23 protein-coding genes are annotated in these 24221 nt (G+C 38.0%); 15 read left to right on the top strand and 8 right to left on the bottom strand.

The window, feature by feature from the left end; all coding sequences use genetic code 11:
- Positions 1-2: 2 nt before the first annotated feature.
- Both proW and proV read right to left on the bottom strand, forming a co-directional pair.
- On the bottom strand, positions 3-1088 hold the full coding sequence (gene proW, locus A6E04_RS09885; protein ID WP_065611153.1) for a glycine betaine/L-proline ABC transporter permease ProW: 1086 nt from the start codon (positions 1086-1088) through the stop codon (positions 3-5).
- A gap of 4 nt (positions 1089-1092) precedes the next feature.
- On the bottom strand, positions 1093-2280 hold the full coding sequence (gene proV / locus A6E04_RS09880; RefSeq protein ID WP_017022608.1) for a glycine betaine/L-proline ABC transporter ATP-binding protein ProV: 1188 nt from the start codon (positions 2278-2280) through the stop codon (positions 1093-1095).
- 603 nt (positions 2281-2883) lie between these two features.
- Between proV and A6E04_RS09875 the strand changes: the two genes are divergently transcribed.
- On the top strand, positions 2884-3369 hold the full coding sequence (locus A6E04_RS09875) for a VOC family protein (protein ID WP_017022609.1): 486 nt from the start codon (positions 2884-2886) through the stop codon (positions 3367-3369).
- A gap of 69 nt (positions 3370-3438) precedes the next feature.
- On the opposite strand, the gene A6E04_RS09870 is transcribed toward A6E04_RS09875, so the two are convergent.
- Positions 3439-4551: an NADH:flavin oxidoreductase gene (locus A6E04_RS09870; RefSeq protein WP_065611151.1), complete on the bottom strand. Its 1113-nt coding sequence runs from the start codon at positions 4549-4551 to the stop codon at positions 3439-3441.
- A 210-nt stretch (positions 4552-4761) separates the two neighbouring features.
- Here A6E04_RS09870 and A6E04_RS09865 point away from each other — a divergent pair, with 210 nt between their 5' ends.
- The 3 genes from A6E04_RS09865 to A6E04_RS09855 all read left to right on the top strand — a co-directional run bounded on the left by A6E04_RS09865 (position 4762) and on the right by A6E04_RS09855 (position 7474).
- Complete coding sequence (locus A6E04_RS09865; RefSeq protein ID WP_023602665.1) at positions 4762-5112, top strand: rhodanese-like domain-containing protein; 351 nt, start codon at positions 4762-4764, stop codon at positions 5110-5112.
- Between the two features lie 178 nt (positions 5113-5290).
- Positions 5291-6118, top strand: coding sequence for a CPBP family intramembrane glutamic endopeptidase (locus tag A6E04_RS09860; protein ID WP_017022611.1), 828 nt, complete (start codon positions 5291-5293; stop codon positions 6116-6118).
- A 228-nt stretch (positions 6119-6346) separates the two neighbouring features.
- Positions 6347-7474: an HNH endonuclease gene (locus A6E04_RS09855; RefSeq protein ID WP_023602664.1), complete on the top strand. Its 1128-nt coding sequence runs from the start codon at positions 6347-6349 to the stop codon at positions 7472-7474.
- Between the two features lie 5 nt (positions 7475-7479).
- On the opposite strand, the gene A6E04_RS09850 is transcribed toward A6E04_RS09855, so the two are convergent.
- Positions 7480-8058 (bottom strand): class I SAM-dependent methyltransferase, encoded by a 579-nt coding sequence (locus A6E04_RS09850; protein WP_023602663.1) that lies wholly within the window; start codon positions 8056-8058, stop codon positions 7480-7482.
- A 639-nt stretch (positions 8059-8697) separates the two neighbouring features.
- Here A6E04_RS09850 and A6E04_RS09845 point away from each other — a divergent pair.
- Positions 8698-9660: a hypothetical protein gene (locus tag A6E04_RS09845; RefSeq protein WP_065611149.1), complete on the top strand. Its 963-nt coding sequence runs from the start codon at positions 8698-8700 to the stop codon at positions 9658-9660.
- A gap of 61 nt (positions 9661-9721) precedes the next feature.
- On the opposite strand, the gene A6E04_RS09840 is transcribed toward A6E04_RS09845, so the two are convergent.
- Positions 9722-11110 (bottom strand): SLC13 family permease, encoded by a 1389-nt coding sequence (locus A6E04_RS09840; RefSeq protein ID WP_017022617.1) that lies wholly within the window; start codon positions 11108-11110, stop codon positions 9722-9724.
- A 658-nt stretch (positions 11111-11768) separates the two neighbouring features.
- Between A6E04_RS09840 and gbpA the strand changes: the two genes are divergently transcribed.
- Positions 11769-13241 carry an N-acetylglucosamine-binding protein GbpA gene (gene gbpA, locus A6E04_RS09835; RefSeq protein ID WP_065611147.1) on the top strand — a complete coding sequence of 491 codons (1473 nt, stop codon included), beginning with the start codon at positions 11769-11771 and terminating at the stop codon, positions 13239-13241.
- Positions 13242-13302: 61 nt separating this feature from the next.
- On the top strand, positions 13303-13842 hold the full coding sequence (locus A6E04_RS09830; protein ID WP_065611145.1) for a cytochrome b: 540 nt from the start codon (positions 13303-13305) through the stop codon (positions 13840-13842).
- Positions 13843-13964: 122 nt separating this feature from the next.
- Here the strand turns inward: A6E04_RS09830 and A6E04_RS09825 are convergent, their stop codons facing one another.
- On the bottom strand, positions 13965-14249 hold the full coding sequence (locus A6E04_RS09825) for a hypothetical protein (protein ID WP_017022620.1): 285 nt from the start codon (positions 14247-14249) through the stop codon (positions 13965-13967).
- A gap of 114 nt (positions 14250-14363) precedes the next feature.
- Between A6E04_RS09825 and A6E04_RS09820 the strand changes: the two genes are divergently transcribed.
- Positions 14364-14855: a M48 metallopeptidase family protein gene (locus tag A6E04_RS09820; protein WP_012551542.1), complete on the top strand. Its 492-nt coding sequence runs from the start codon at positions 14364-14366 to the stop codon at positions 14853-14855.
- A gap of 3 nt (positions 14856-14858) precedes the next feature.
- On the opposite strand, the gene A6E04_RS09815 is transcribed toward A6E04_RS09820, so the two are convergent.
- Positions 14859-15215, bottom strand: a complete 357-nt coding sequence (locus tag A6E04_RS09815) for a YkgJ family cysteine cluster protein (protein ID WP_244886266.1) — start codon at positions 15213-15215, stop codon at positions 14859-14861.
- 335 nt (positions 15216-15550) lie between these two features.
- Here A6E04_RS09815 and A6E04_RS09810 point away from each other — a divergent pair, with 335 nt between their 5' ends.
- Positions 15551-15751: a hypothetical protein gene (locus tag A6E04_RS09810; RefSeq protein ID WP_017022622.1), complete on the top strand. Its 201-nt coding sequence runs from the start codon at positions 15551-15553 to the stop codon at positions 15749-15751.
- A gap of 85 nt (positions 15752-15836) precedes the next feature.
- Here the strand turns inward: A6E04_RS09810 and A6E04_RS09805 are convergent, their stop codons facing one another.
- Complete coding sequence (locus A6E04_RS09805) at positions 15837-16328, bottom strand: pilus assembly protein PilA (RefSeq protein WP_065611143.1); 492 nt, start codon at positions 16326-16328, stop codon at positions 15837-15839.
- Between the two features lie 291 nt (positions 16329-16619).
- Between A6E04_RS09805 and A6E04_RS09800 the strand changes: the two genes are divergently transcribed.
- The 6 genes from A6E04_RS09800 to emrD all read left to right on the top strand — a co-directional run bounded on the left by A6E04_RS09800 (position 16620) and on the right by emrD (position 24168).
- Positions 16620-16826 carry a DUF3283 family protein gene (locus A6E04_RS09800; RefSeq protein ID WP_012551546.1) on the top strand — a complete coding sequence of 69 codons (207 nt, stop codon included), beginning with the start codon at positions 16620-16622 and terminating at the stop codon, positions 16824-16826.
- A 92-nt stretch (positions 16827-16918) separates the two neighbouring features.
- On the top strand, positions 16919-17641 hold the full coding sequence (locus tag A6E04_RS09795; RefSeq protein ID WP_012551547.1) for a YebC/PmpR family DNA-binding transcriptional regulator: 723 nt from the start codon (positions 16919-16921) through the stop codon (positions 17639-17641).
- 205 nt (positions 17642-17846) lie between these two features.
- A complete protein-coding gene (locus A6E04_RS09790) occupies positions 17847-19337 on the top strand; it encodes a DEAD/DEAH box helicase (RefSeq protein WP_065611141.1) in 1491 nt (496 codons plus the stop codon).
- Between the two features lie 301 nt (positions 19338-19638).
- Complete coding sequence (locus tag A6E04_RS09785) at positions 19639-21087, top strand: sensor domain-containing diguanylate cyclase (protein WP_065611139.1); 1449 nt, start codon at positions 19639-19641, stop codon at positions 21085-21087.
- Between the two features lie 135 nt (positions 21088-21222).
- The gene (locus tag A6E04_RS09780) at positions 21223-22668 is read left to right on the top strand and encodes a sensor domain-containing diguanylate cyclase (RefSeq protein ID WP_065611137.1); all 1446 of its coding nucleotides are present in this window, start codon (positions 21223-21225) and stop codon (positions 22666-22668) included.
- Positions 22669-22965: 297 nt separating this feature from the next.
- The gene (gene emrD, locus A6E04_RS09775; RefSeq protein WP_023602653.1) at positions 22966-24168 is read left to right on the top strand and encodes a multidrug efflux MFS transporter EmrD; all 1203 of its coding nucleotides are present in this window, start codon (positions 22966-22968) and stop codon (positions 24166-24168) included.
- Positions 24169-24221: the final 53 nt, after the last annotated feature.

Below are 24221 nucleotides of genomic sequence, written 5' to 3'. Positions count from 1 at the left end.
TCTTATTTCTCCTTAAGTTTTAGTTCTGGTTCTGGTTTTTTCTTTTGAGCAAAAAATTTCAATACGATAGAGACTGGCCCCATGTGATACCAACGCAGTTTCGTATTACCCGCATTCACACCAAGTACTTGAGTGATTCTATCCAGTAATATGGCGAGAATGACAATACCTAAACCACCGACAGCGGCAAGTCCCATGTCTAAACGACCAATCCCTCTTAATACCATTTGTCCTAAGCCACCAACGGCAATCATTGACGCAATAACCACCATCGACAGAGATAACATCAAGGTTTGGTTAACGCCGGCCATTATGGTTGGTAGGGCAAGAGGAAGCTGAATTCGATACAACATTTGTTTTTTATTGGCACCAAAAGAGTGACCCGCTTCAATTAACTCTTCGGGTACTTGTTGAATACCTAGAATGGTGAGTCGAACGACGGGCGGCAATGCAAAGATTATCGTAACGACAACCCCTGGTACGTTACCAATACCAAACAACATTACAATTGGCACCAGATAGACGAACGCGGGTGTGGTTTGCATGGCATCTAAAAGTGGGCGAATAAATTTCGCAGCCGTTTTGCTTCTGGCGAGCCAAATCCCCAGCGGTAACCCGATAAGTAAACAGAAGAAGACAGAAGTCATCACCAGAGATAGAGTCGTCATTGCCTCCGACCAAGCACCGATAAGGCCAATAAAGACTAAGGACACGGCGGTTGATATACCCAACTTGAGATTAGAAAATTGCCATGCCAATAAGAACAAGATAATAAGCATAAATGGCGCGGGTGTTGAGGTTAATGCGGTTTCAAATGTGCTGAGAATAAAATCGATTGGAATACGGATGGCTTGAAACAGCGGACGTCCATGCTCTACCATCCAATTTAGCCCTGACTCAACCCAGTGATCGACGGGAAGAACCGCTTCTACAAAGGGATTTAAAGGATCAAAAGGAATGGAATCAACGGTTTCACTGTTTAACCAATCAGCCGTTGTTGAGGTTGCGTCTGCAGTTTGACCCCAAGGGTCACTTTGTAGAGCCTCTGTTTGTGCCCATGGATCACTGTTTGTTTGCTCAGATGACATCGTTCTACCCCTTATCTAACGTCTGAAGTAGTCGTGATTTCGTCACAACACCAAAATAATTGCCGTTTTCGTCAACAACAGGCACGGAATAAGGCACATTTGCCACCTGTCCTAAAATATCGTTGATCGGTTGATTTGGTGTCAGTGTTATACCATCAGACAATTGTGCGCTAACAAGAGACGATTTCTGTTTGTGTGCTTCACGTAATGAATCAACGGAAACAATGCCAGAATAGAGGCTGCTTTTATCTACGACGATGCCATATTCTCTGTCGTTATCCATTAAGTATTGGAGTGCTGACGCTGGGCCATCATGTTCTGATTTTTTGAACATAGCGGCTGGTTTTTTACGGGCAATGTCTTTGGCCGTCAAGACGCTTGCGATGTTAACGCCGCGGAAAAAGGCTTCGACGTAATCATTTGCAGGGTTGTTGAGAATATCATCGGGTGTACCGACTTGAACGACATCGCCATTTTGCATAATGGCGATTCTGTCGCCAATTCGCATTGCTTCATCTAAATCGTGCGATATAAAAACGATGGTACGTTTGTCATCGTTTTGCAGTCGTATTAGTTCATCTTGCATTTCAGCTCTGATCAGAGGATCAAGTGCAGAGAATGCTTCATCCATTAACAGGATGTCAGGATCACAGGCTAAGGCTCTTGCTAGACCAACACGTTGTTTCATACCACCGGATAATTCGTCAGGGTATGATTCTGAATAAACATCGAGTCCAACTCTCTCTAATGCACTTAATGCGCATTTTTTGCGTTTTTCTTGATCTACGCCAGCGAGCTCTAAGCCGAAGGCAGCGTTTTCAATCACCGTCATGTGTGGCATTAATGCGAAGTTTTGGAAAACCATTGAAATGTTATTGCGGCGAACTTGCAGAAGTTCTTCTTCGGAGATGTGTGCAATGTCTTTACCTCTTAGGAAAACACTGCCTTTGGTTGGTTCGATAAGTCGATTGAGAAGACGAACAAGAGTAGATTTACCTGAACCAGAGAGGCCCATAATGACAAAAATTTCGCCTTCTTGAATACTAAGAGAGACATCATTAACACCTATCGTTAATCCTGTTTTCTCAAATACTTCGTCTTTGTCGGCGCCCTCATCAATCATTGAAAATGCGCGGTCAGTATCCTCTCCAAACACTTTGTACAGTCCCTTAACTTCCAGTATGGGATTCATTTTTAAGTCCTTTGTAAAGTAGGGTTATTAATAAATTGGTTAGTACTATAAGTAATTTTATGGAAATAATCAAGAGAGGCGGATTTTGTGGAGAATGAGATGTTAATTTATAGTGATGTTTTCTTTGTGGTAAAATCACTACTTAATCCATATAAAGCATTGATTTTTATTATTTTTTACTCTTACTTTTAGCATGAGATTAACGGGTGAATATAACTAATGTGAAATATAAAGGATTGCTCGCTTTGTTGTACGAATGTTTTTGGATGAAGCTAATTTGAAATAATAATTTGAGTACGAATTATTATTTATGCCCGGTTCTATTTGTTAAAAATGAACACGCTATCTAAAGTCTTTCTTTTATGTAGTGAGTAATGATGGGCTAAATACACCGCCATGCTTTCCTATATGTCGAATGTTTTGAAATAACGAACTAGAGTTGTACTTACTAGATGAAGGAATAGGTATATTCATCTCTTAAATGATCATAAATATTAATTATCATTTTTATAATCATTGATAATTTGATGTAATCTATGTCGAGTCATATACTCATTCCATCAAAACGAGCAACGCATATATTATTTGGATTTGGAGCGCATTATGAAAATGAATCATGTTGGAATTATGGTAGGTGATATGGATAAAGCGGTTGAGTTTTATACTAAAGCGCTTGGTCTTAATGTTGTTATGGGCAATACCAAAGTAGAAGAAGAGCGTGAAACGGCCATCGGAAGAATGTGTGTTGCTGTTTTTGGCGAGGGGTTTAAAGGGTTCAATATTGCACATCTCATTACAAAAGATGGTATTGGGTTTGAATTATTCGAAATGAAAGAGCGTCAAGAACGCCACGAGGTTGATTTCTCTCGCATCGGTATCTTCCATTTTTGTCTTCAAACGGATGATTTTCATGGTGTGATTGAGCGTACTGAAAAATTTGGCGGTAAAGTACGCATGGATATTATGCGCTACCATCCAGAAGACGATAACAACCCATCTAAAATGGTGTATTTAGAAGACCCATTTGGCAACTTATTTGAGCTTTACTCACACACCTACGAAGAGACGTATTCATCAGAATATGAGTAACACACCATCACGTAAATAACGATGAAAGAAGGGTTGGCCATTGTGCCAACCCTTTTTGCTATTTATTGATTAGTCTTGAGATTTTTTCGGCTTTCTTTTTTTGTACACCACACAAAAATTGCCACGTCTGGTTCGGCATTTTGAGCATCGTTCACAATCGACAGCGGCTCTATTGCCTTCTTTCCAACGCTTTATGAGTTGAGGTTCAGCAAGCAAAGGGCGTGATAAAGCAAAATATTGAATATTGGTGTTCGCCGCCATCGCTTCGATTGCGTCAATATCAGTCAACCCACCTACGGTAATTACCGGAACAGCCACGTCTTTACTGATCACATCACCATATTCATGGAAGTAGCCTTCTTCTTGCAAGGTATAACCATCAAATGACTCCCCAATCATAGCGCTTGCATTACCATGAATGTTGCCTGAAATGATAATGGCATCGACGCCAATTTCTTCCAGTTTTTTACAAATGAGGCGTGTTTCGTCGAAGGTCAAACCGCCTTCAAAAAACTCAGAGGCAGTGAGCTTCACTAAAATAGGGAAGTCATTGCCAACCCGCTTTCTTATCTCAGTATAAATGTCTAGCAAGAATCTCATGCGATTGTCTAAGCTGCCGCCGTATTCATCCTCTCTACGATTATAGTATGGGCTTAAAAACTGATTGATTAAATAGGTGTGTGCAGCATGAATTTCAACGCCATCAAAGCCAGATTCTTGCGCTCTTCGACTTGCTTGAGCAAAGGCGTTTACGATGTAATCGATCTCATCCTTTGTCATTGCTTTACCTAAGGTTAGAGTGCCTCTTTCGCACACCTCACTGGGTGCGAAAATGACTCTTTCACCGACATTGTAGGTCGTTTTTGTGCCGCCATAAGCAAGCTGCATAACGACTTTTGAATCATGGCTATGCACTAATTCGGTCAGTGCTTTATATTCCTCAATAAAAGAATCATTGTACATTCCCATCATGCCTGCATTTGGCTTTTCTTCTTCGACGATATTGGCATAGCCGGTGACAATTAACCCAACGTCGCCTTTAGCGAGTTCCTCGTAGATGGCGTATAACGTATCTGTCATGTGCCCATCTTCTGTTGCCATATTTTCCCACGTCGCGCTTCTTATAAAACGGTTTTTTAATGTCATGTTGCCAATATGGGTTTCAGTAAACAAAGTGCTCAAGTGGAATCCTCTTTAAATCGTTATTTTTCATCATGGCTGTTCTTTTCTTGTTCATTTTTGTGATATTTGATGAGACAGCGTGAATATAACGACAATATGGATACAGTTCTTTAATCTGGATTAAAATAATGGCATATCCATCAAGTGAAAAGTATATTGTTTGGTATTGACTCAAAGATGAGTCACTTAATATATAAAAAGGATGAAGGCATGAGAATAAAGGCAGGGTTGTACTTATTATTGGTGATGATCTCTTTTACCAGTTGGGCATCAGAGCGTGGTGAATTAGCTTGGGATCTGGTAGAGCAGGGGGCGTTATTGATCGATGTTCGAACCCCTAGCGAATTTAATCAAGGACATTTAGATGGGGCAGCAAACCTTCCTTTAGATACCATCAATACAGCCTTTTCTGATATAGACAAACAAACGCCAATTGTTGTTTATTGCCGTAGCGGAAACCGTTCAGGTCAAGCGATGAGTTATTTAAAAAAAGCAGGGTTTACTCAGGTGTATAACGGAGGAAGTTTGGATGAAATGGAAGTGTCGCAACCCACTCAATAATAAACGTTTACTCATTAAAGTGATAGGTATATAGAGCACTTCTGCTATTAGCCGGCGCAAAGGTTGAAAAATAATGACGAATAAGCGTATTTTGCTGTCCATTGCTGCAACATATGAGTAATCTTCGTTTCACTTTTAAGACGCGTTTAGACGTCATTATTATTTTAAAGGATTTGTTATGATTTTAGATTTATCGATGTGGATTTGGCTGCCACTTGCGTTGGCGATTGCATTGGCTTTTATTCAGCAAACAAAAGTCAGTTTAGGGTTACTCGGATTAACCTTAGTTGGTGCACTTATAGAACAACGATTAACCGTATCTGGATTAGTCGGTATGCTTGTTGGTTTGTTTGTTGCCTACAGGGCCCCAAGCTTAGAGCGTAAATGGCAGATTGGTGCGTATGCTTTTATCTTTGTTTGGTGTGTGGCTCTTTTTCTGCACTTAATCCCAGGGTTTACGAACGCAAAAGTTTTAGACGCGGTTGTTTCTGGACCACTAAGCATTCCATTTACGATGTATTTGAACCTTGATAAGCCGTTTATCTTCTTTGGTTTGTTATTAGCTTATCCTGCAATATTGGGAAGCAAAGCAACGTTCAATAAAAAAGCGATTCTACTTACCGCTATCCCATTATTTAGTTTGTTACCAATGGCATGGGGATTAGGTGCATTAAAGCCTGAATTCAGCCTGCCAAGTTGGTGGTGGTTATTTGCGTTAAACAATTTATTACTCACCTGCGTTGCAGAAGAAGCCTTCTTCCGTGGCTTTGTTCAACAATCATTAAGTAAGCGTTTTGGTTGGATAGTTGGCATCGCCATCGCCAGTGTTTTGTTTGGCTTAGCTCACATTGGCGGCGGTTTACTCTTGGTTGCTTTTGCTACGCTAGCGGGTGTTGGTTACGGCTTAGCTTTCCATTACAGCTCACGCTTGTGGGTTGCCGTGTTATTCCACTTCTTGTTCAATTTCTTCCATTTGGTGTTTTTTACGTATCCGATGATGAAGTAGGTTTATTTATAATAAATGTGGTAAAGGTCTGTTTTATAAATAGCAATATAGGTAAAGTTATTAGGACATGAAATGTAAGGGAAAGTCAGTAAATATTACGATGTTTTACTTACTGACTTTTGTTTTAAATTGAGTTATTGCAGTGTTTTTTAATCATTTAGTTTGAAGGCTTGTTTGTAATAGATCTTAGCCTTTTAATAATGAGGTCAGATAGAATAGGGATGAAGTATGTCTGTTGAATTTTATGTAGATAAATTCCGTAACCTTAATATGAACAGTAAAAATGGACATAGAAGTCCACATAAAGTTTGCATGTTACTAGCTGTAATGGATTTGATTAGAGCTGGTTATATCCATGAAAATAGAATTGAATTGACTGTAATATTAAAAGAGCGTTTTAGTTATTTTTTTAATGAACGTAAACAAAGCCAAGATAAAGACACACCAGAAAATCCTTTCTTTCACCTTAAAAGTGAAGGCTTTTGGCATTTATCTTACAAGGCTGATATTGATGATTCTTTGGTTAAACGATATTCAAGTAAAGCAATAGATTATGCTTATCTAGATGATGAGTTATTTGATTATTTCAAGAGCCCAATTATTGCGAATGATTGCAAAGATGCATTAATCGAAAACTTGTCTGATTTATCTGATCTTTATGTTCAATGGCTTCTGGATGTAGGAAAATCTGAGAAAACAGCTAAAAATTATTCTCAAGCAATTAAAGGGTCGATTTCTAATTGGATGATACAAGAAAGCCTTATTACGGAGCCGTTAACTGAAGTTAAATCTTTTCGTGAGTTTTGCCGCCTTTCTCAAAGTGCCCGTTCATTAGAAAAATTCAAAGAATTTAATGAAAGGGGTAATAGTATGTATAGCGCAGCATTAAATTCATACCAACGTTTTCTTTCCGATTTATCGCATGTAGATATACAAGCGGATATACAAGGTATTGTTGTAGACAATAAACTTAATCAAACTGAAAAATCAATTATGATTAATGCTCGCATGGGGCAGGGAACATTCAGAAAACAATTAATTGAAATGTGGAAGGGTTGTTCCATCACTGGTTACAAGAATACGCAAATGTTAGTGGCTTCTCATATCAAACCATGGCGAGAGGCTAATAATGAAGAGCGCTTAGATAAATATAATGGTTTGTTGTTGCTTGCTAACTTAGATAAAGCTTTTGATCTTGGTTTTATTTCATTTAGAGAGTCGGGTGAATTATTGATTTCTAGTCAACTCGAAGCTCCGGAAGTTTTAGGGTTAAAAGAAGGAATGGCTTTCAGTGTGCATCATCACCATCACAAATATTTAGCTCATCATCGTGCGATATTGTTTAAAGGTTTATAAATTATTTATTTAACGAGTATGATATTTAACCATTTTTCATTTATTCTGTTTGCTCTAAGATCTTCGGTTATCCACGTTTTTTTTATTGAAATAGGGAGATTAACTAATAGATCATTAAGTATTGTTTCATTTAAATTAGTGAAATGACGACCATTGTGTTCCATTTCGTTATGACCATATTTAAATGAACAGTAAAAAATACCATCATCTTTTAGGTATTGAGCAAGGTGAAATAATGTCTCTTTTAATTGTTTCATAGGAACATGCAATAAAGATGCACATGCCCAGATGCCGTCTTGGCTTTTTGGGGTTATTGAAAAGTTTAGAAATGTCGAATGCTGAATGGGATGATTGCTTAAATCCATTGCTAGGTGTACTAACTGCTCACTAGCATCAAAGGAAGTGACAGAGTAACCATGATCTAAAAAATATTTAGTATCACGACCAGAGCCACATCCTGCATCTATAATATGGGCTTTTTCAGGTAAGAGAGAGAGGAAGTTATCATAAATAGAAGACATATTTATGCTTACTGTATTGTCAAAAAAATCTTGTGCATTTCTATTGTAATAAGTGTAAGTCATATCATTTATTCTATTCGGCTTATAATTCCCTAAATAGTACCAATAATTACTTTCATGGTAAGTGCTTATCTCTCATTTTCCCTTTCAAGTTATTTAGCATCATTATTTTTATTGCTGAATTAGGCTGGTTAATCACAAAACTAACTGTAGTTAATTATGTTATTAAGTTAACAGTAAAATGCAAAGTGTGATATGCATTGTAAATATTTAGCTTTGTCACCATTCATTTTACGTATGAAATGCTACATAATGGACCAGTTAAGAAATCAGTTTATCAACTGGTTTACAATAATAAGCTCAAATAATAAATAGGTACACAAAGTACCAATGAGCGCTAGGTGACACGGTTAAATAGATAAAGGGATTCATATGTTTGAAACTCAAAGCATTTTTATGGTGTTTATGGAATGTTTAATTGTTGGGTTAGCCATTGTGTTAATTCCTATGGCAATAAATACGTTCCGTACATTGAGAGAAAAAGAATAGCGTTCTTGTTTTATCGGGCCATTTATTGTTAATTTATTTTTAGTAACCGTAAATGGCTTCGTTCCTTTTAAAATGGATTCAAAATTGAGTGTGTTCATCAGCTAGGTCTTATACACTTAGCGCCTATACGATGTTGCTCTATTTAGGAAACCCATGTCTCATTACTCTCTTATTGATATTCCTTTTAACCTCAGACATGTCTGTTGGTTTTGTGGGGAGCCTTCATTTGATTTACTTTCTTTTCCAAAAGCGACGCATCAGATCCGTCAAATTACCCATCAAGGGATAGAGCTTCCTGCATGTAAAGAATGCTTATCACTGCCGGCGGCGGGTGTGTCTGAATCTATTTGGTCGTTTAGAGATAAGATAAAACATGATCTTATGAACAAATACGCGAAGCATTTAGGTATTGGCTTACAGTGGACAGAGGCAGAACTGGCGGAATCAGAATTTGATGGGGCAATTCTAGAAGGCTTTGGTAAAAGTGCATGGCCTATGTATGAAATTGCCAAAGCGCGAGTAGAGTACACTGGTTGGGATCTTACCATTGATAATGAAGCATTAGATGGCTATGACGAAAGCAGTGGCTATGAGTTTGATGGTATCCGCTATTTAAGCATTCAAACCTGTATTGAGCATCACGTAAAAGCATTGTCTTTGGATTTGGTGTTATTAGAGACGCTTGTTGAAATAGTGGGGTCTGATCGTTTTGGTTACGCATTAAAAATAGCGAAATTTAACCGAGAGATCTCAAGTCGAGATCGTAACACCATCATTAATGAAATTTTAACCCAAGAGCAAGATAAGCTTGATATTCAAGAGTTAGAGCAGCTAAAACAAACCACACACACATTACCTTTAGTGCCTGTTTCTATTGATGGATCAATCGCACAGCCCGAGGCGATTGAATGGGCGATTAAAAATAACTGTGTCAGTTTGGCTCTATTGATTGAGCAAGAAGATGAATTTTTTGATGAGTTTGAACATTTAGGTGGGCCAATGGCCTTTGCTTTGTTTGATGGTTTACAGCTTTATTTGAATGCGAGAGCGAATACTCAGTGGATTCAAGACAATGATCCAAATGCCGAGCTTTGGAATGAATACGTAAATCGTTAAAACAACATGGCCTCTGTTTTTAGCAGAGGCCATCTGTATTACTTAACCGATGAAACGTAAATTATGCCCAAAATATGGAGGCAAATGCCGTTAACACAACGATACAAACAAGGTTGAGATAAATACCCACGCGCATCATTTCAGATTGTTTTATATGACCAGAGCCAAATACGATGGCATTGGGAGGAGTGGCAACGGGCAGCATAAAGGCACAAGACGCTGATATAGCAATCATCGCAGAAAGCACGACAGGTGAAATACCAAGGACTTCAGCGACGCCTGAAAACACGGGAATTAAGAGCGCAGCACTGGCCGTATTACTGGCAAATTCAGTTAAGAACACCACAAACGCGGCAACCGTTAAAATAGTAAAAAAGATACCCGCTTGAGATAAAATGTCACTTAAGCTATGAGCTAAGAAAGCACTGGTTCCTGTTGCTTTTAGGATGTTACTTAAACAAATACCACCTCCAAATAACAACAATACGCCCCAATCGGTTGTTTTCTCAATGTCTTTCCATTCTACAACGCGAGCAAAACCGACCAAAATTATCGCTAATAAAGCGACTAACGTATCGAACTTTGCAAAACCACCGAGCATGGCGTTGATTGGCTTACTAAATACCCAAAGGATAACGGTTAATGAGAAAATCATTAATGTCACTACTTTGCCTTTATCCCAAGCGATTGGCGCATGGTTTAGTTGGAACACTTCGTTTAGGTTTGGTTTTAATAGAAAGTACAACAGACCAACCGTGATCGGTAATAGAACCAGCGTGACTGGCACACCAAAGGCCATCCATTCCGTAAAACTTAACCCCACTTCTGCCGCGGCAATCGCGTTTGGTGGGCTACCAACGATGGTTGCAATGCCACCGATACTGGCACAATAAGCGATACCAAGCAGGACGAACACATACGTATTGTGACCTGTTTTAGAATTTACTTTATTCAATACACCCAGCACGAGTGGCAGCATCATGGCTGTGGTTGCTGTGTTGCTTATCCACATTGATAAACCGGCCGTTACCCCAAACAGCATAAAGACGGCGGTGCTCATTTTTCCCTTTGCTAATACAAGAACTTTATCTGCAATGGCTTTATCTAATTCTTGTCTGTGTAATGCGGCTGCAAGAGCGAACCCGCCTAAGAATAAAAAGATAATTGGGTTCGAAAAATTACTCAAGGCTTTGCCTGTATCAAAGATCCCAAAAGCCACGGCAAGTACAGGGACAAGAAGGGCGGTAATACTCACATGCAGTGCTTCTGTGAGCCATAGAATAGCGACAAAGACTAAGATGCTTAATCCAAGCACAACCTCTCGTTCAAAAGGTAAGAAATTATAGAGAAGAGCAAAAAGAATAACGTCGAAGAGAATGATCAGACTGTTTTTATTCAGGAACCATTCCGTGGTATTGGTGGGTAAAGGTATGTTTTCGTTTTTGTGCATGTTGAGCTCCATTCTGACGATGAATTGTTTCTGGTGACCAAGAATTCCCTGATGAGCACAGTTTCTAGATCGATAGTTATTGACTAACTTTGGTTGCTATTGTCACAGAATAGTAACCTTAGTAAATAAGAGGTTATGGGGTTTGTCGTTTTGATCGTTTCTGTAATTTCATAAGTATGCTTTCATTCACACTTTAAACATAATTAGGTACAAGGTTGTTGCTTTTATGTTAACTGTAAATTTGTTAATAAAGTTAACAAATTTACTCCTGTATCAACCTTGGTACTTGACGTCTAGGTATTGAGTCACATTGTTAATCGTTGAATAATTAATTGTTATTGATTGGTTTTTTTAATGTATGTTGAATTTGGTATTGATGTGAATATTGGATTTTTTCTTTATTTACAACAAGTTACATTTATTTCTTTTGTGATTTGACTTCCATTTTATATCGATGTTTATCGTGTTGATTTGGACTTTAGACTACATTCCATCACTCACGCAGTAGGCTTGTTGATATAAATAATAAATAACAATGCCTTATTTTACGTTTCTGGTTGTGGTAAATGGATTCGGTTTGATTTGTATGAATATTGAACAATGTTCATCCTTGGCTGTGTGATATGAACAATATAATTATAATTTTAAGGAATAAATGATGAATAAATGCTCAACGAAAACACTACTTGCACTGTCATTGATTGCTGCTAGTTCAGGTGTTGCTGCTCATGGTTACGTATCAGAAACAAATGATGGTATTGCGGGATCTCGTGCTGCGCTATGTAAGTATCCGACGTCTGATACTCAAGAAAAAAACACAAATTGTGGTTCTGTTCAGTGGGAACCACAAAGTGTTGAAGGCGATGAGGGCTTCCCTGAATCCGGTCCTGCTGATGGCCAAATTGCAAGTGCGGGTCTATCGCAGTTTTCAGAATTAAATGAACAAACGTCTGATCGTTGGGTAAAGCGACCGATTACTGCTGGGAAACAAACGTTTGAATGGACATTTAGAGCAAACCACGTAACAAAAACGTGGACGTATTACATGACAAAGCAGAACTGGAATCAAAATGCCGTGTTAACGCGTGACTCTTTTGATCTGACGCCATTTTGTGAACTTGGCTATAACATGAACCAACCACCACTTGCGCCAGAAACCTTTTCTCATGAGTGTGTGGTTCCTGAGCGTGAAGGTTATCAAGTTATCTTAGCGGTTTGGGATGTTGGTGATACATCAAAAGCATTTTATAACGTGATTGATGTGAAATTTAATGGCGACGGTGGTGTGGTTGATCCAACTTGGACTCAAGGTGGTCAAATTAACCCAACTCGTGATTTAAACGTCGGTGATGAGGCTTACACACGTGTATTTGATACATCAGGTGAGAACTCTGCATTATCAACACGTTTGGTTATTGATAACGCAACACAAGGTCAAGCAAATAACTGGACTTATGCGTTAGCAACTAAGATCAATAAAGAGCAAGAAAACATTGGTGCAGGTCAATTGAATGATAAAGGTGAATTCTCACCTAGTTTTGGTCCAAATCCAGTGTATTTGAAATCAGGCAGCGGTTTAAATAACGTAGAAATTGGTTACCAAATTGAAGCGCCAGAACCAAGCTATGAGCTAAATGTTCAAGGCTTAGAACCTATGTATACGATTGGTGAAGAAGCGACAGAGTTAGATCTTACGCTTGCGGCTACTGGTGATATGAATGTGGAACTAACGGTATATAACCATGCGAAAGAAGCGTTAGCGAATACCGTGGTTGATATGAAAGACGGTGATGTTGAGCCGGTAGTTATGACGTTGTCTAAGTCAGAAGAAGGTCATCACATGCTTGTTTCTCGTATCAAAAATACGGAAGGCGAGTTAATCGAGCAAACTACGGCTGATTTCCATCTGATGGAAGCGCAAACACCACCTCCAGCGGGTGATTATGAGTTTGTGTTCCCTGAAAATGTAAAAAACTACACAGCAGGTACTAAAGTATTAGCTGAAGACGGTGCTATCTACCAATGTAAACCATTCCCATATTCTGGCTACTGTGTTCAGTGGACAGAAACTGCGACGAATTTTGCACCAGGTGTTGGCTCTGATTGGGCAATGGCTTGGGATAAAATCTAACCAAAGTCTGTAAATTAATTGGCCATATCGTTTGGTATGGCTAATTTTTCAAAGAGGTTATATGAATTTACCAACTTCTTATGATCGTTTTAGCCAAATATTGCATTGGGTAATGGCTACCATCATCATTTACGCCACAATTGCAGGCTATGTGATGCATTTAGTTATTAATAATTATCCAGTCGTTTTTTATGTGTTATCAATCATTAATATGTCATTGGCAACGATTGGAACCCTACTGTTTATTATTCGATGGTTTTGGTCTTATTTCCGGCCAGCAATAAAAGAAGTCGATCATAAGAGCGCAATAGAAGCGAATGTTGCTGGCTTTATGCATGCATTGTTGTATTTCTTAATGTTTGTTGTTTTTGTTTCTGGCTTTTTGATGTTAGAACATCCGTACACATTTTTCTGGTTATTTGATGTCAATAATGTGGTTGAAAATCTTGCCATTAATCAATTCTTTTTTATGATTCATCGAGCTGGGTGTGCTTTATTAGGCTTGAGTGTGATTATTCATGTTGCAGCGGCTTGTCATCATCACTTTATCCGAAAAAATCGATTACTGGATAGAATGACGAAATACAAAGAGCAATCTTAAATAAGTAAAGAGTATTAATTTAAGGGCTTTCTAACCATGGAGGCCCTTTGTTATGTAAGCACATATTCACATCCCGACGAATAAAAGAGATTCATTGGTTGTGCAGGGCAAAAGATGAGGGGTTATTTTACTCGAATCAGTCGATGCTCGACGTTATTAAGCATTAAAACAATCACTTGTGAACGTTTCATTATATCCACTTTTTCTATCATTTCCGCGCTGTATTTTCTTTTTACCATCCATTGCATTGGTTCTTCAAAGTTATCTTCATTAATAACAAAAGATTCATCATTTAGAGTGCCTTCATGAATGTTAATGATCCAAATTCGTGATTGAAATTCAATGACTTCACCAATAGCCGTTTTGATTTGAGTGAGGGTATTAGTAACGGAACGACGAAAACTCATAAGATCTCTTTGATTAATAATGACAAGGGCAAGAACGTTGAGGGGTAGAGTAGCGACAAAGAAAGTAGGGTACAATAGGCTATTATTAGTAAAATGAGATCATGAGTACAAACCATGACTAAATTGCGATATTTAAAAGGGTATCCTGAGCATATTCTGGCACAGATTGAGCTGATGATAGATAACGGAAAGTTAGCCGAGTGGGTAAAAAATAAATACCCGACGATGCATGACATTACCTCAGAGAAAGCCTTATTTGAATACACTCAAGCTTTCAAAAACAAATACATTAAGAAATCATCCCCCTTAAGTAAAGTGGTGTACGATCCTAAAATACACATTGTCAATAATGCGTTGGGTTTGCATACGTTTGTTTCTCGCATTCACGGTAATAAGCTGAAAGCAAAAAATGAAATCCGCATCTCAAGTGTGTTCCGTAAGGCGCCTGAACCATTGCTACGTATGCTTGTGGTTCATGAATTAGCGCACATCAAAGAGAAAGCCCACAACAAAGCCTTTTACGCGCTGTGTTGTCATATGGAACCTGAGTATCATCAATTAGAGTTTGATGCGCGTTTGTATTTAACTTATTTAGAAACGATATAGCGTCTATTTATCGATGCCCTGTTCTTTGCGCTCTTCTTCGCATTCGTAAGAGGCCATTTCAAACTCACGGCATATCCACGGTCGGTTTTCATAAATAGTACACATTAGGGTGTCGCGATCGACAGCGGCACACCAACCATCTTCTAAGCGTAACATCACTTCACTTCCCCATTCATCACGGTCTATGTAGGCTTCTGGTACGCCAGTGTCTGTAATGATCATCACCTCTAACTTACAACAACAAGCTTGGCAATTTTCACAAGTAATACCAGATCCTGTATTTAATGATGCTGTAGTTAATAGAGATTCTGTAGGAGAAGATTCAGTTAGAACAGTAATGTCGATTGAGTTGATGGTCATAATTATCGTGATTGTAAGCAATATTGTGACTAGGGTAACTCACCAAGACCGATATCACGAATAATAAAAAGAAAACACCGCGAATAATTAAATTAACAAGGGGTAAGAATTGCTGAAATGGTCGAAGATTGGCAGTGGAAAAATGAGAGAAAACGCGTGTCTTTTTATCAAGGGTAGAACTTTAAATGTAGTCCAACTGATACTATTAAAGATAGTCTTTTTTATAAAAGAAATCACAAATAATGGTTAGCTCACAAAATAGAATAAACAGACTTACCAAGCAGACACTCCTTTGCTAAACATACGACTGAAAGGTATGGATTTAGGAGGTTATTATGTCTATTAATTCTATTGATCACGGTGATATCACCGAAATGAAAGGCAAGTATGATTACGATATTGCCGATGAAGTAGTAACAAATATTACAGAGTGTCAGAAAAAAACAGCAGCACGTCGTCGCATTGAAGCAATGCGAGAAATTCGAGAGAGTGGTCTTACGCTTGCAGAAGCGAAAGACTTAGGCCTTATTCATTAATTTTTGATTTCTACCTTCATACCTTCATTGTTTTATCATTAATGCGCACCAGTTTTAATTGGAGCGCATTTTTATTGTGTCGTTATTAGCACCCACTGCTTTTAATAGTAAAGCTTGGCGTTGGAGTAGATGGTGTTGCTTGCTCATAACGGAAATAACATTGTGAGCTCTCAAGCTCATCAATCGAGTTTGCAAAGCCAATATATAATGCGTCGTTATTCGTATTTTTTGACTCTGAAACGAGCAATTTACCTTGAAGATTCAGTGAGGTTACCACTGACGTACTGTCTAAATGACCTAACACTAATATTGGCTCATTGATGTCCTGTAACCCGTTTTGATTTAAATCTAAAAAGTAACGGTCAGTCGTGCCAATTTGTACCGCATATCCTTGATTGTATTGTTCATGTGCAATTTTATCTGCGTGCTCTGTAGCGTCTTTAACGCCATTAATGACTCTTAGTTTTGCATTGTGTTGAATATTGAGTAAGAAAGGCGTGGCAGCAAGACCTAGTATCACTAAAGTAATAACTACAATGATTAACTCTGTAGAAGTGAATTTTTTATTGTTTTTCATAAAAGAGCGACTCATTAACCTAAATGTATATTTAGTATTAGCTATGTAATGGTTACATAAAAATTGATGTAAATTGCAAACATATCGACCTGCATTAATCGCAGGTAGGGTGCTGATTTTATATCATTAGTTGATAAAATACACATTAACTTTATAAGTATCCTAAATAATTGCAGGAATTACGCGCAAATGAGACAATTTTAACGTGTTGATTACGGATGATTTTTTAATGCTAGAAAATAGTAAGGCAAGAGATTAAACTTAGGCGGTGATTAATTAAATGAGCTTGTTATGAAAAACCTGTCGTTGTTGCCTCCAAAAGAAAAAAATAAAATCGAATTAGATAAGCAAGCTGCGTTCTTTGTTTGGAAGGTAAAAAATGCAAAAGCAGGTCCTGACCTTTGGGTAACCGAGGCGGGTAAGCTTGAAGATGAGTCAGAACGTCTATTTTTTCAGCAATCTATTGAAAAATACAAGTCAAAAATGGGCGTAGCGTAAAGGTTCCTTGATCTTTAGTAGCGCACCATATCTGTAATTTGGTAGAATCCCGCCATAATTTAAAGTCCATAAACAAAAAAGAGAGAACTCCGATGGGAAGAAGTTTTGAAGTGCGCAAGTCTTCAATGGCTAAAACACAAGGCGCAAAAATCAAAGTTTATTCTAAATACGGTAAAGAAATTTACATGTGTGCTAAGAATGGCGGTCCTGATCCAGACATGAACTTGTCTCTAAAACATCTTATTTCGAAAGCGAAAAAAGATCAGGTTCCTACACACATTATTGATAAAGCAATCGACAAAGCAAATGGCGGTGGTGGTGAAGATTACCAACACGCACGTTATGAAGGTTTTGCGCCAGGCGGCGCAAGCGTAATCGTTGATTGTTTAACAGACAATGGCAACCGTACTTTCCAAGACGTTCGTCAATGTTTTGTTAAAACAGGCGCTAAAATTGGTAGCCCTGGTACAAGTTCTCACATGTTTGATCACCAAGCTGTATTCCAGTTTAAAGGTGAAGATGAAGAAGCAGTACTTGAAGCATTAATGATGCAAGATGTTGATGTCACTGACATTGAACTTGAAGATGGCGTGATCACCGTATTTGCACCAAACACTGAGTTCTTTAAAGTGAAAACAGCACTGGCTGCTGAATACCCTGATCTAGTGGTCGATGTGGAAGAAATTACGTTTGTTCCTCAAAACCCAATGGAAATAACGGGTGAAGATGCTGAGAAATTCCAAAAATTCTTAGATCTATTAGACGATTGTGATGACGTTCAACAAGTTTATCATAACGCGGAATTAGAAGATTAATTGACACTGCTCAATTAGCCTCATAAAAACCGAGTAGAAGTACTCGGTTTTTTTATAGCCTTAATTTATTCAGCCAATTATACGGTTTGAATAAATTAAGGTTTTATTGGTTACAGTAATCAAAGATTGAGTAATCTCTCAGTTACTGTATCCTACAGCGCTCGCAGTTTTGCGCTTAATGATCATTATTAGAGAAAATTTTAGTATGGGTTTTACCTCTCTGGGCTTATCTGCCCCTATTTTAAAAGCTGTAGAAGCTCAAGGTTACAGCACGCCTTCACCAATCCAATTACAAGCGATTCCAGCGGTAATTGAAGGGAAGGACGTTATGGCGGCGGCTCAAACAGGAACAGGTAAAACAGCAGGCTTTACACTTCCTCTTCTTGAGCGTTTATCAAAAGGTCAAAAACTTAAGTTTAACCAAGTTCGTGCATTAATCTTAACACCAACTCGTGAGCTTGCAGCGCAAGTACATGAAAGTGTTGAAAAATACAGTGTGAATCTTCCACTGACTTCTGATGTCGTATTTGGTGGCGTTAAAGCAAACCCACAAATGCAACGCCTTCGTAAAGGTGTTGATGTATTGGTTGCAACCCCTGGCCGTTTGTTGGATCTTGCGAATCAAAACGCAATTAAATTCGATCAACTGGAAATTTTAGTATTGGATGAAGCTGACCGTATGTTAGATATGGGCTTTATTCACGACATTAAAAAGATCTTAAATAAATTACCTAAGAACCGTCAAAATCTACTTTTCTCTGCGACGTTCTCTGATGAGATCCGTCAGTTAGCAAAAGGGCTTGTAAATAACCCCGTTGAGATTTCAGTAGCAACGCGTAACACAACAGCAGAAACGGTTGAACAATCAGTTTATGTTGTAGACAAAACGAAAAAAGCGCGTGTTCTTACTAAGCTAATTAAAGACAATGACTGGAAACAAGTATTGGTTTTCAGCAAAACTAAACATGGTGCAAACCGTTTAGCGAAGACTCTTGAAGAGAAAGGCATTAGCTCTGCGGCTATCCATGGCAATAAGAGCCAAGGTGCACGTACGAAAGCATTAGCTAACTTCAAGAGCGGTCAAGTTCGTGTATTAGTAGCGACAGACATTGCTGCTCGTGGTTTGGATATCGAGCAATTACCACAAGTTATCAACGTTGACTTACCAAAAGTGCCTGAAGATTACGTTCACCGTATTGGCCGTACTGGTCGTGCTGGCGCAACGGGTAAAGCAATCTCTTTTGTGAGTGAAGATGAAGCAAGTGAATTGTTCGCGATTGAACGTCTAATTCAAAAAATCTTACCTCGTCATGTTCTTGAAGGTTTTGAACCTGAAATGAAAGTACCTGAGTCAAGATTGGATTCTCGCCCAATAAAAGCGAAAAAACCAAAGAAAACACAGGCGCCACGTGTAGAGCATAAAGATGGTCAACGTTCAGGTGAAAACCGCAGTGGCCATAAGCAAGGCGCTAAACCGGCTCCAAGACGTAACACTGAGAATAAAGAAGGTGGCGCTGCTAAGAAAGAGGGCGGTAATGCTAAGAAACGTCCTACTGATGGTGGTAAACCTAGATCGAAAGGCAATGGTGAAAACCGCGGTAATGGCAGTAACTTTGGTAGTGGTAAACCAAAATTAGATGCGACAAAACCGCGTCGTCAAGGTCCACGCCCTGCACGTAAGCCAGTAGCTCAATAATTATCTAACAGATAATGCCTGATTCAAAAAACCAGCTAATACGTTAGCTGGTTTTTTTTGTTTTGAATAACTCAATATGTCACCTTGATATTTTATAGTTCATCATGCTGTGTCTATTTATTAAACCAACGCCTCTAGTTAGTGTGATGTGAGTCATATTTTATAAATAAATTTTATTCACATTAAGAATGTGTATCATTTTTGATACGGGCATCAAACGGGTAAATGATTCATGTTGATGTAAATGTTATTAATGTACCTTGTTAACATTGTTCGTAGTTGTGAATGTTTGCAGGTGATAATGAGGGTAAAAAATATTGTTTCAGTAGGGTCGCTATTATTGCTTGGCGTGGCTCTAGCTTGTTCTGTTACTTATGTGGTTAAAAGTAACAATAAGCAAAGTAAACTAATAGAAAGTGATTTAGAGTTTAACGCCAATTTTGTTTCTGTTTGGCTTAAAACCGCATTTTATCATTCAAATGATGTACTACATCAACTCTCGGATACATTAGAGCAAGATGGGTTTGCAACGTTGCCTCTGTCTGCTAAATCTTATCAAGAACAAAGTGGAGTGTTTGAGTTTCAGTATGAAACGCTGATTAATGCAATTCATGTTTTTGTGGTTAATAAAAATTGTATTTTATTGAATACAAAAACGATTGGTGGCGTTGATCTTTCTTCTCGAGAGTATTGTCAAATATTAAAGCAAAATGATGAAAATATTGAATCAGTCATTACCTCCCCTTTCAAAGACATCTTGAATCGTAATGTGATTGTTCAAGGGGTTAAAATCACGGATGAAAATAATAACTTTGCAGGTGTTGTTGGGATATTAACGGATTTCACTTTTTTTAATCAGTCTCTGAAAAATGTTAAATTATCAGAGAATTCAACAATTTCTATTTTGAGCAGTGATTTCACGGTATTAGCCTCTTCTGCACCGCAATATTTACCTATTGGCGAAAAAATAGATTTTTCTTATATCCCTAAAAATAAAATCAAAGGATTAAAATACGATCAAAAAGTGATGTTTGATTCCGCTAAAACATATAATGGTGAACATCAAGGTGTTTTAGTGAAAAAGGTATCGGATTTACCTTTTATGATATTGGTGACTAAAGCAAAGTATTATTGGTTTACTCCTCTTTATATCACTGTTTTTATTGTGTCTGTGCTAATGATCCTCTTATCTTTTCTTCTTTTTAAAAATGCGTATTATTTTCAGACACTACTATATCAAGCTGAGCATTATTCTAAATTAGCGCTTTATGATGAATTAACTGGGGTATGCAATCGTCGTTGTTTTGAAAAGGTCATGTCATCTTTTATAGAGAAATATAAAGATGAAGGCGTCGTATTTTCGTTAGTAATTTTTGATATCGATTTTTTCAAAGAGATTAATGATACGCATGGGCATGATAGGGGTGATGAAGTTCTTAGGGTATTCAGTAAAACGTGTTCTAGTGTTATGTCACCAGAGGATATTTTTGCCCGTTTAGGTGGGGATGAGTTTGTGATGATAATGGCAAACAAAACAAGCCAAGAAGCGGCACTTATTATGACTGAACTGTTACATGAAATTCGAAGATTATCAGTCATTACTTCAAAGGGGGAATTGAAGATATCGAGCAGCATTGGTATTACACAAAGTAAAACAAAGAACGATGATTTTTCTGTTTTATTAGAGCGCGCGGATAAAGCACTTTATCAAGTAAAAAGAAGTGGTCGAAATGGCGTCGTCGTCAGATAATCCATTTATGTTTCTTTATTGAGAGTGCATGTTTCGTAAACTATACACATGGAAAATTAAAGTAAAGATTCTCTTGTTGATGTAACTGTTATTAGTGTAGCGTTATCCATAAGTGTTATTTAGTTGGTTTTTTACATGAAAGAGAGGACAACGGTTTTTTATAGCTCTATGTTATTTGTGATGTTAATTTCTACGGTATTAATCATTACTATTTCAAATAATTATCAGCAGCATAATAAAAAATTGGAAAGTGAATTAAGGTTTAATGCAAACTTTGTTTCTACGTGGTTAAATTTAGTATACAAGCATTCAAATAACGTTTTAGAAGGGATGGCAACGGATCTTCATAACAATCATTTATTGACTGTTCCTTTGGATCCTACGGTATTAAATGAGCAAAAAAAATTACTCAATATAGAAGCGGAGATGCTTGTTAATGCATCGAATATATTTGCTATTAATAACCGATGTATCTTAGTTAATGCAACTTCAGAGGTAGGTGCTGATCTCTCTTCTCGTGAGTATTGCAAACAAATACAAGAGAGTAATGAACATACTATTTTCACTGATCCGTTCGTGGATTTATTTGGGAAAACAGTTGTTGCTCAAGGGGTTAGAATCACCAATAAATCAGATAAATTTATTGGTATGGTTGGTATTTTAAGCGGGTTAGATTTTTTCTCTAGTGCTTTAAGTACCTTGGATATATCGACAAAATCGTCGGTGTCAATTTTAAGCTCTGATCTTATGGTATTGGCGACCAATAGAACTGAATTACTTAAGATCGGTAGCCGTCCTGTGATTAGTCAAGAGTCGACTGAAATACTTCAAGGATTGGCTGACAATCAAGAGGTGTTTTTTGAAGCGATGAGAAAACACCACGGTTTTAATCAAATGGTGTTTGCAAAAAAAGTACCGGGTTACCCTTTTATTTTAATCGTATCGAAGCCTAAGTATTTTTGGGCTGATTATGCCTATATTTCTATTATTTCTTTTATTTTAGTGATTTCGTTAGTGATTGCGTTATTAATGAAAAATACCTTTTTGTTATCCAAATTACTTTCTCAAAATGATCATTATTTTAAGCTCGCATTGCATGATGAATTAACGGGGATTTTAAATCGCCGAGGATTTGAAAAAAATGCCAAACAGGTACTTGAGTTGGCAAAATCAAATCCAACATCAATTGCTTCGATCTTGTTTGATATTGATTATTTTAAACAGATCAATGATACCTATGGGCATGATAAAGGGGATGAAGTATTACGAAGCTTTACTCAAATATGCCAAGCACACATCACTCACAGCGATGTGTTTGCGAGACTCGGTGGTGATGAGTTTGTCATGCTTTTACCAAACCAAAATGGGCAACAAGCCACGAAATGTATTAATGAGCTGTTAGATAAGATAAGAGCGATACGCGTTGAAACCCCATTAGGATCAATATCGGTATCGAGCAGTATTGGAATTTCAGAGGTACGTTCGCCTAACGAGTCAATTGCTAAGTGGTTAGAAAGGGCAGATAAAGCACTTTATCAAGCGAAAAAACAAGGTCGTAACCGTGTTGTTTTGAGGACTTGATCTTCATTTGTTGATATAAGCCAGGTAAATGTATTTATCTGGCTTTTTTTGTATCAAAGATAGCCTATTTAATTGCGGTTAATACGAGAATTATTTCATTAGAAAAACTAATCCAAATTCGTAAAAAAACTCTCCTGAAATTACATGAATTTAAATTGCTAGGTTTACTGAATAAGACTATTATCTCGCGCCATTAGGGTCGTGATAATAACAAACCGTTTATTTAAATAATTTGTCACAAACCAATTTAACTTATTCTTTTTTCTTATCTATTACTGTTTTTTCTGGAGAGCAGTCATGCAAAAATCTTATTCACTTGGTACCTTCAGCTTTCTGATCGTAATCCTTGTTGCTGTTGGTCAAATGACTCAAACTATGTATGTACCTTCAATTGGGTACATGGCAAGTGAATTCAAAGTAAGTCCAGCATCATTACAAGCAGTAATGGCCGTTTACTTGATCCCTTATGGATTATCTCAGTTTTTTTATGGGCCATTATCTGATCGTTTAGGGCGTCGATTTGTTATCTTATCGGGTCTTGCTCTGTACATTGTTGGTGCACTATTAGCATTATTTGCGCATGACTATACTTATTTCCTTGTTGGTAGTTTTATTCAAGGTTTAGGTATCGGTTCGGCGGGTGTGATGTGTCGTACTGTGCCAAGAGATTGTTTCTCTGGCGCTGAATTACACAAAGCGAACAGTTTAATCAGTATGTGCATGATGTTCTCTCCGTTAATGGCACCAGTGTTAGGCGGTTATTTAACGGAAGCGTTTGGTTGGCGTTCAAGCTATTTATTTTTAGCTTTGTTTAGTATTGCTGTGATGATCATTATGACAACGTCAATGAAAGAGACATTGCCTCTTGAAGTTCGTCGTAAAGAACCGGTATTAAAAAGCTACCGTCATGTATTTTCAGAACATCGCTTTCAGGGGTATTTAATTTGTTTAGTGGCTACGTTTGCGGGTGTTGCCGTGTTTGAAGCCGCTGCAGGGGTGTTACTGGGCGGTAAATTAAAATTACCAGCAACCACCGTGAGTATTTTGTTTATTTTACCTATTCCTGGCTATTTAGCGGGCGCGGGTTTATCGACGGTGATTGCAAAACGTTGGTCTGAGAAAAAATCATTAGACGTTGGTTTGGTGTCTATCGTCTTTGGTTCTGCGATTGTCTTGATCCCTGGGATAATGGGGTTAACCACGGCACTCACTTTAGTTGGTGGCGCGGTGTTGTATTTCTTAGGCGCGGGTATTTTATTTCCTGCTGCGACAACAGGGGCTTTATCTCCTTTTCCACATCATGCAGGAACGGCTGGTGCGTTATTAGGGGGTATGCAAAACCTAGGCGCAGGTTTGACAACAATGGCAGCATCAATGATCCCTGCCAACAGTCAAATGCCTGTGGGGTTGATTATGTTCTTGATGTCGTTATTAGCGATTTATGGTTTGAGAAAAGTACACTCAACACCACCATCAAGCGAAATGCCATTAGCGGTATAAAACTTAACCGTTAAATACACAGTAATAAAAAAGGCCGAGTAGATACTATCTAC

It is taken from the genome of Aliivibrio logei (genome assembly GCF_001691055.1).
Classification (GTDB): Bacteria; Pseudomonadota; Gammaproteobacteria; order Enterobacterales; family Vibrionaceae; genus Aliivibrio; species Aliivibrio salmonicida.
This window is presented reverse-complemented; position numbering and strand designations above follow the sequence as displayed.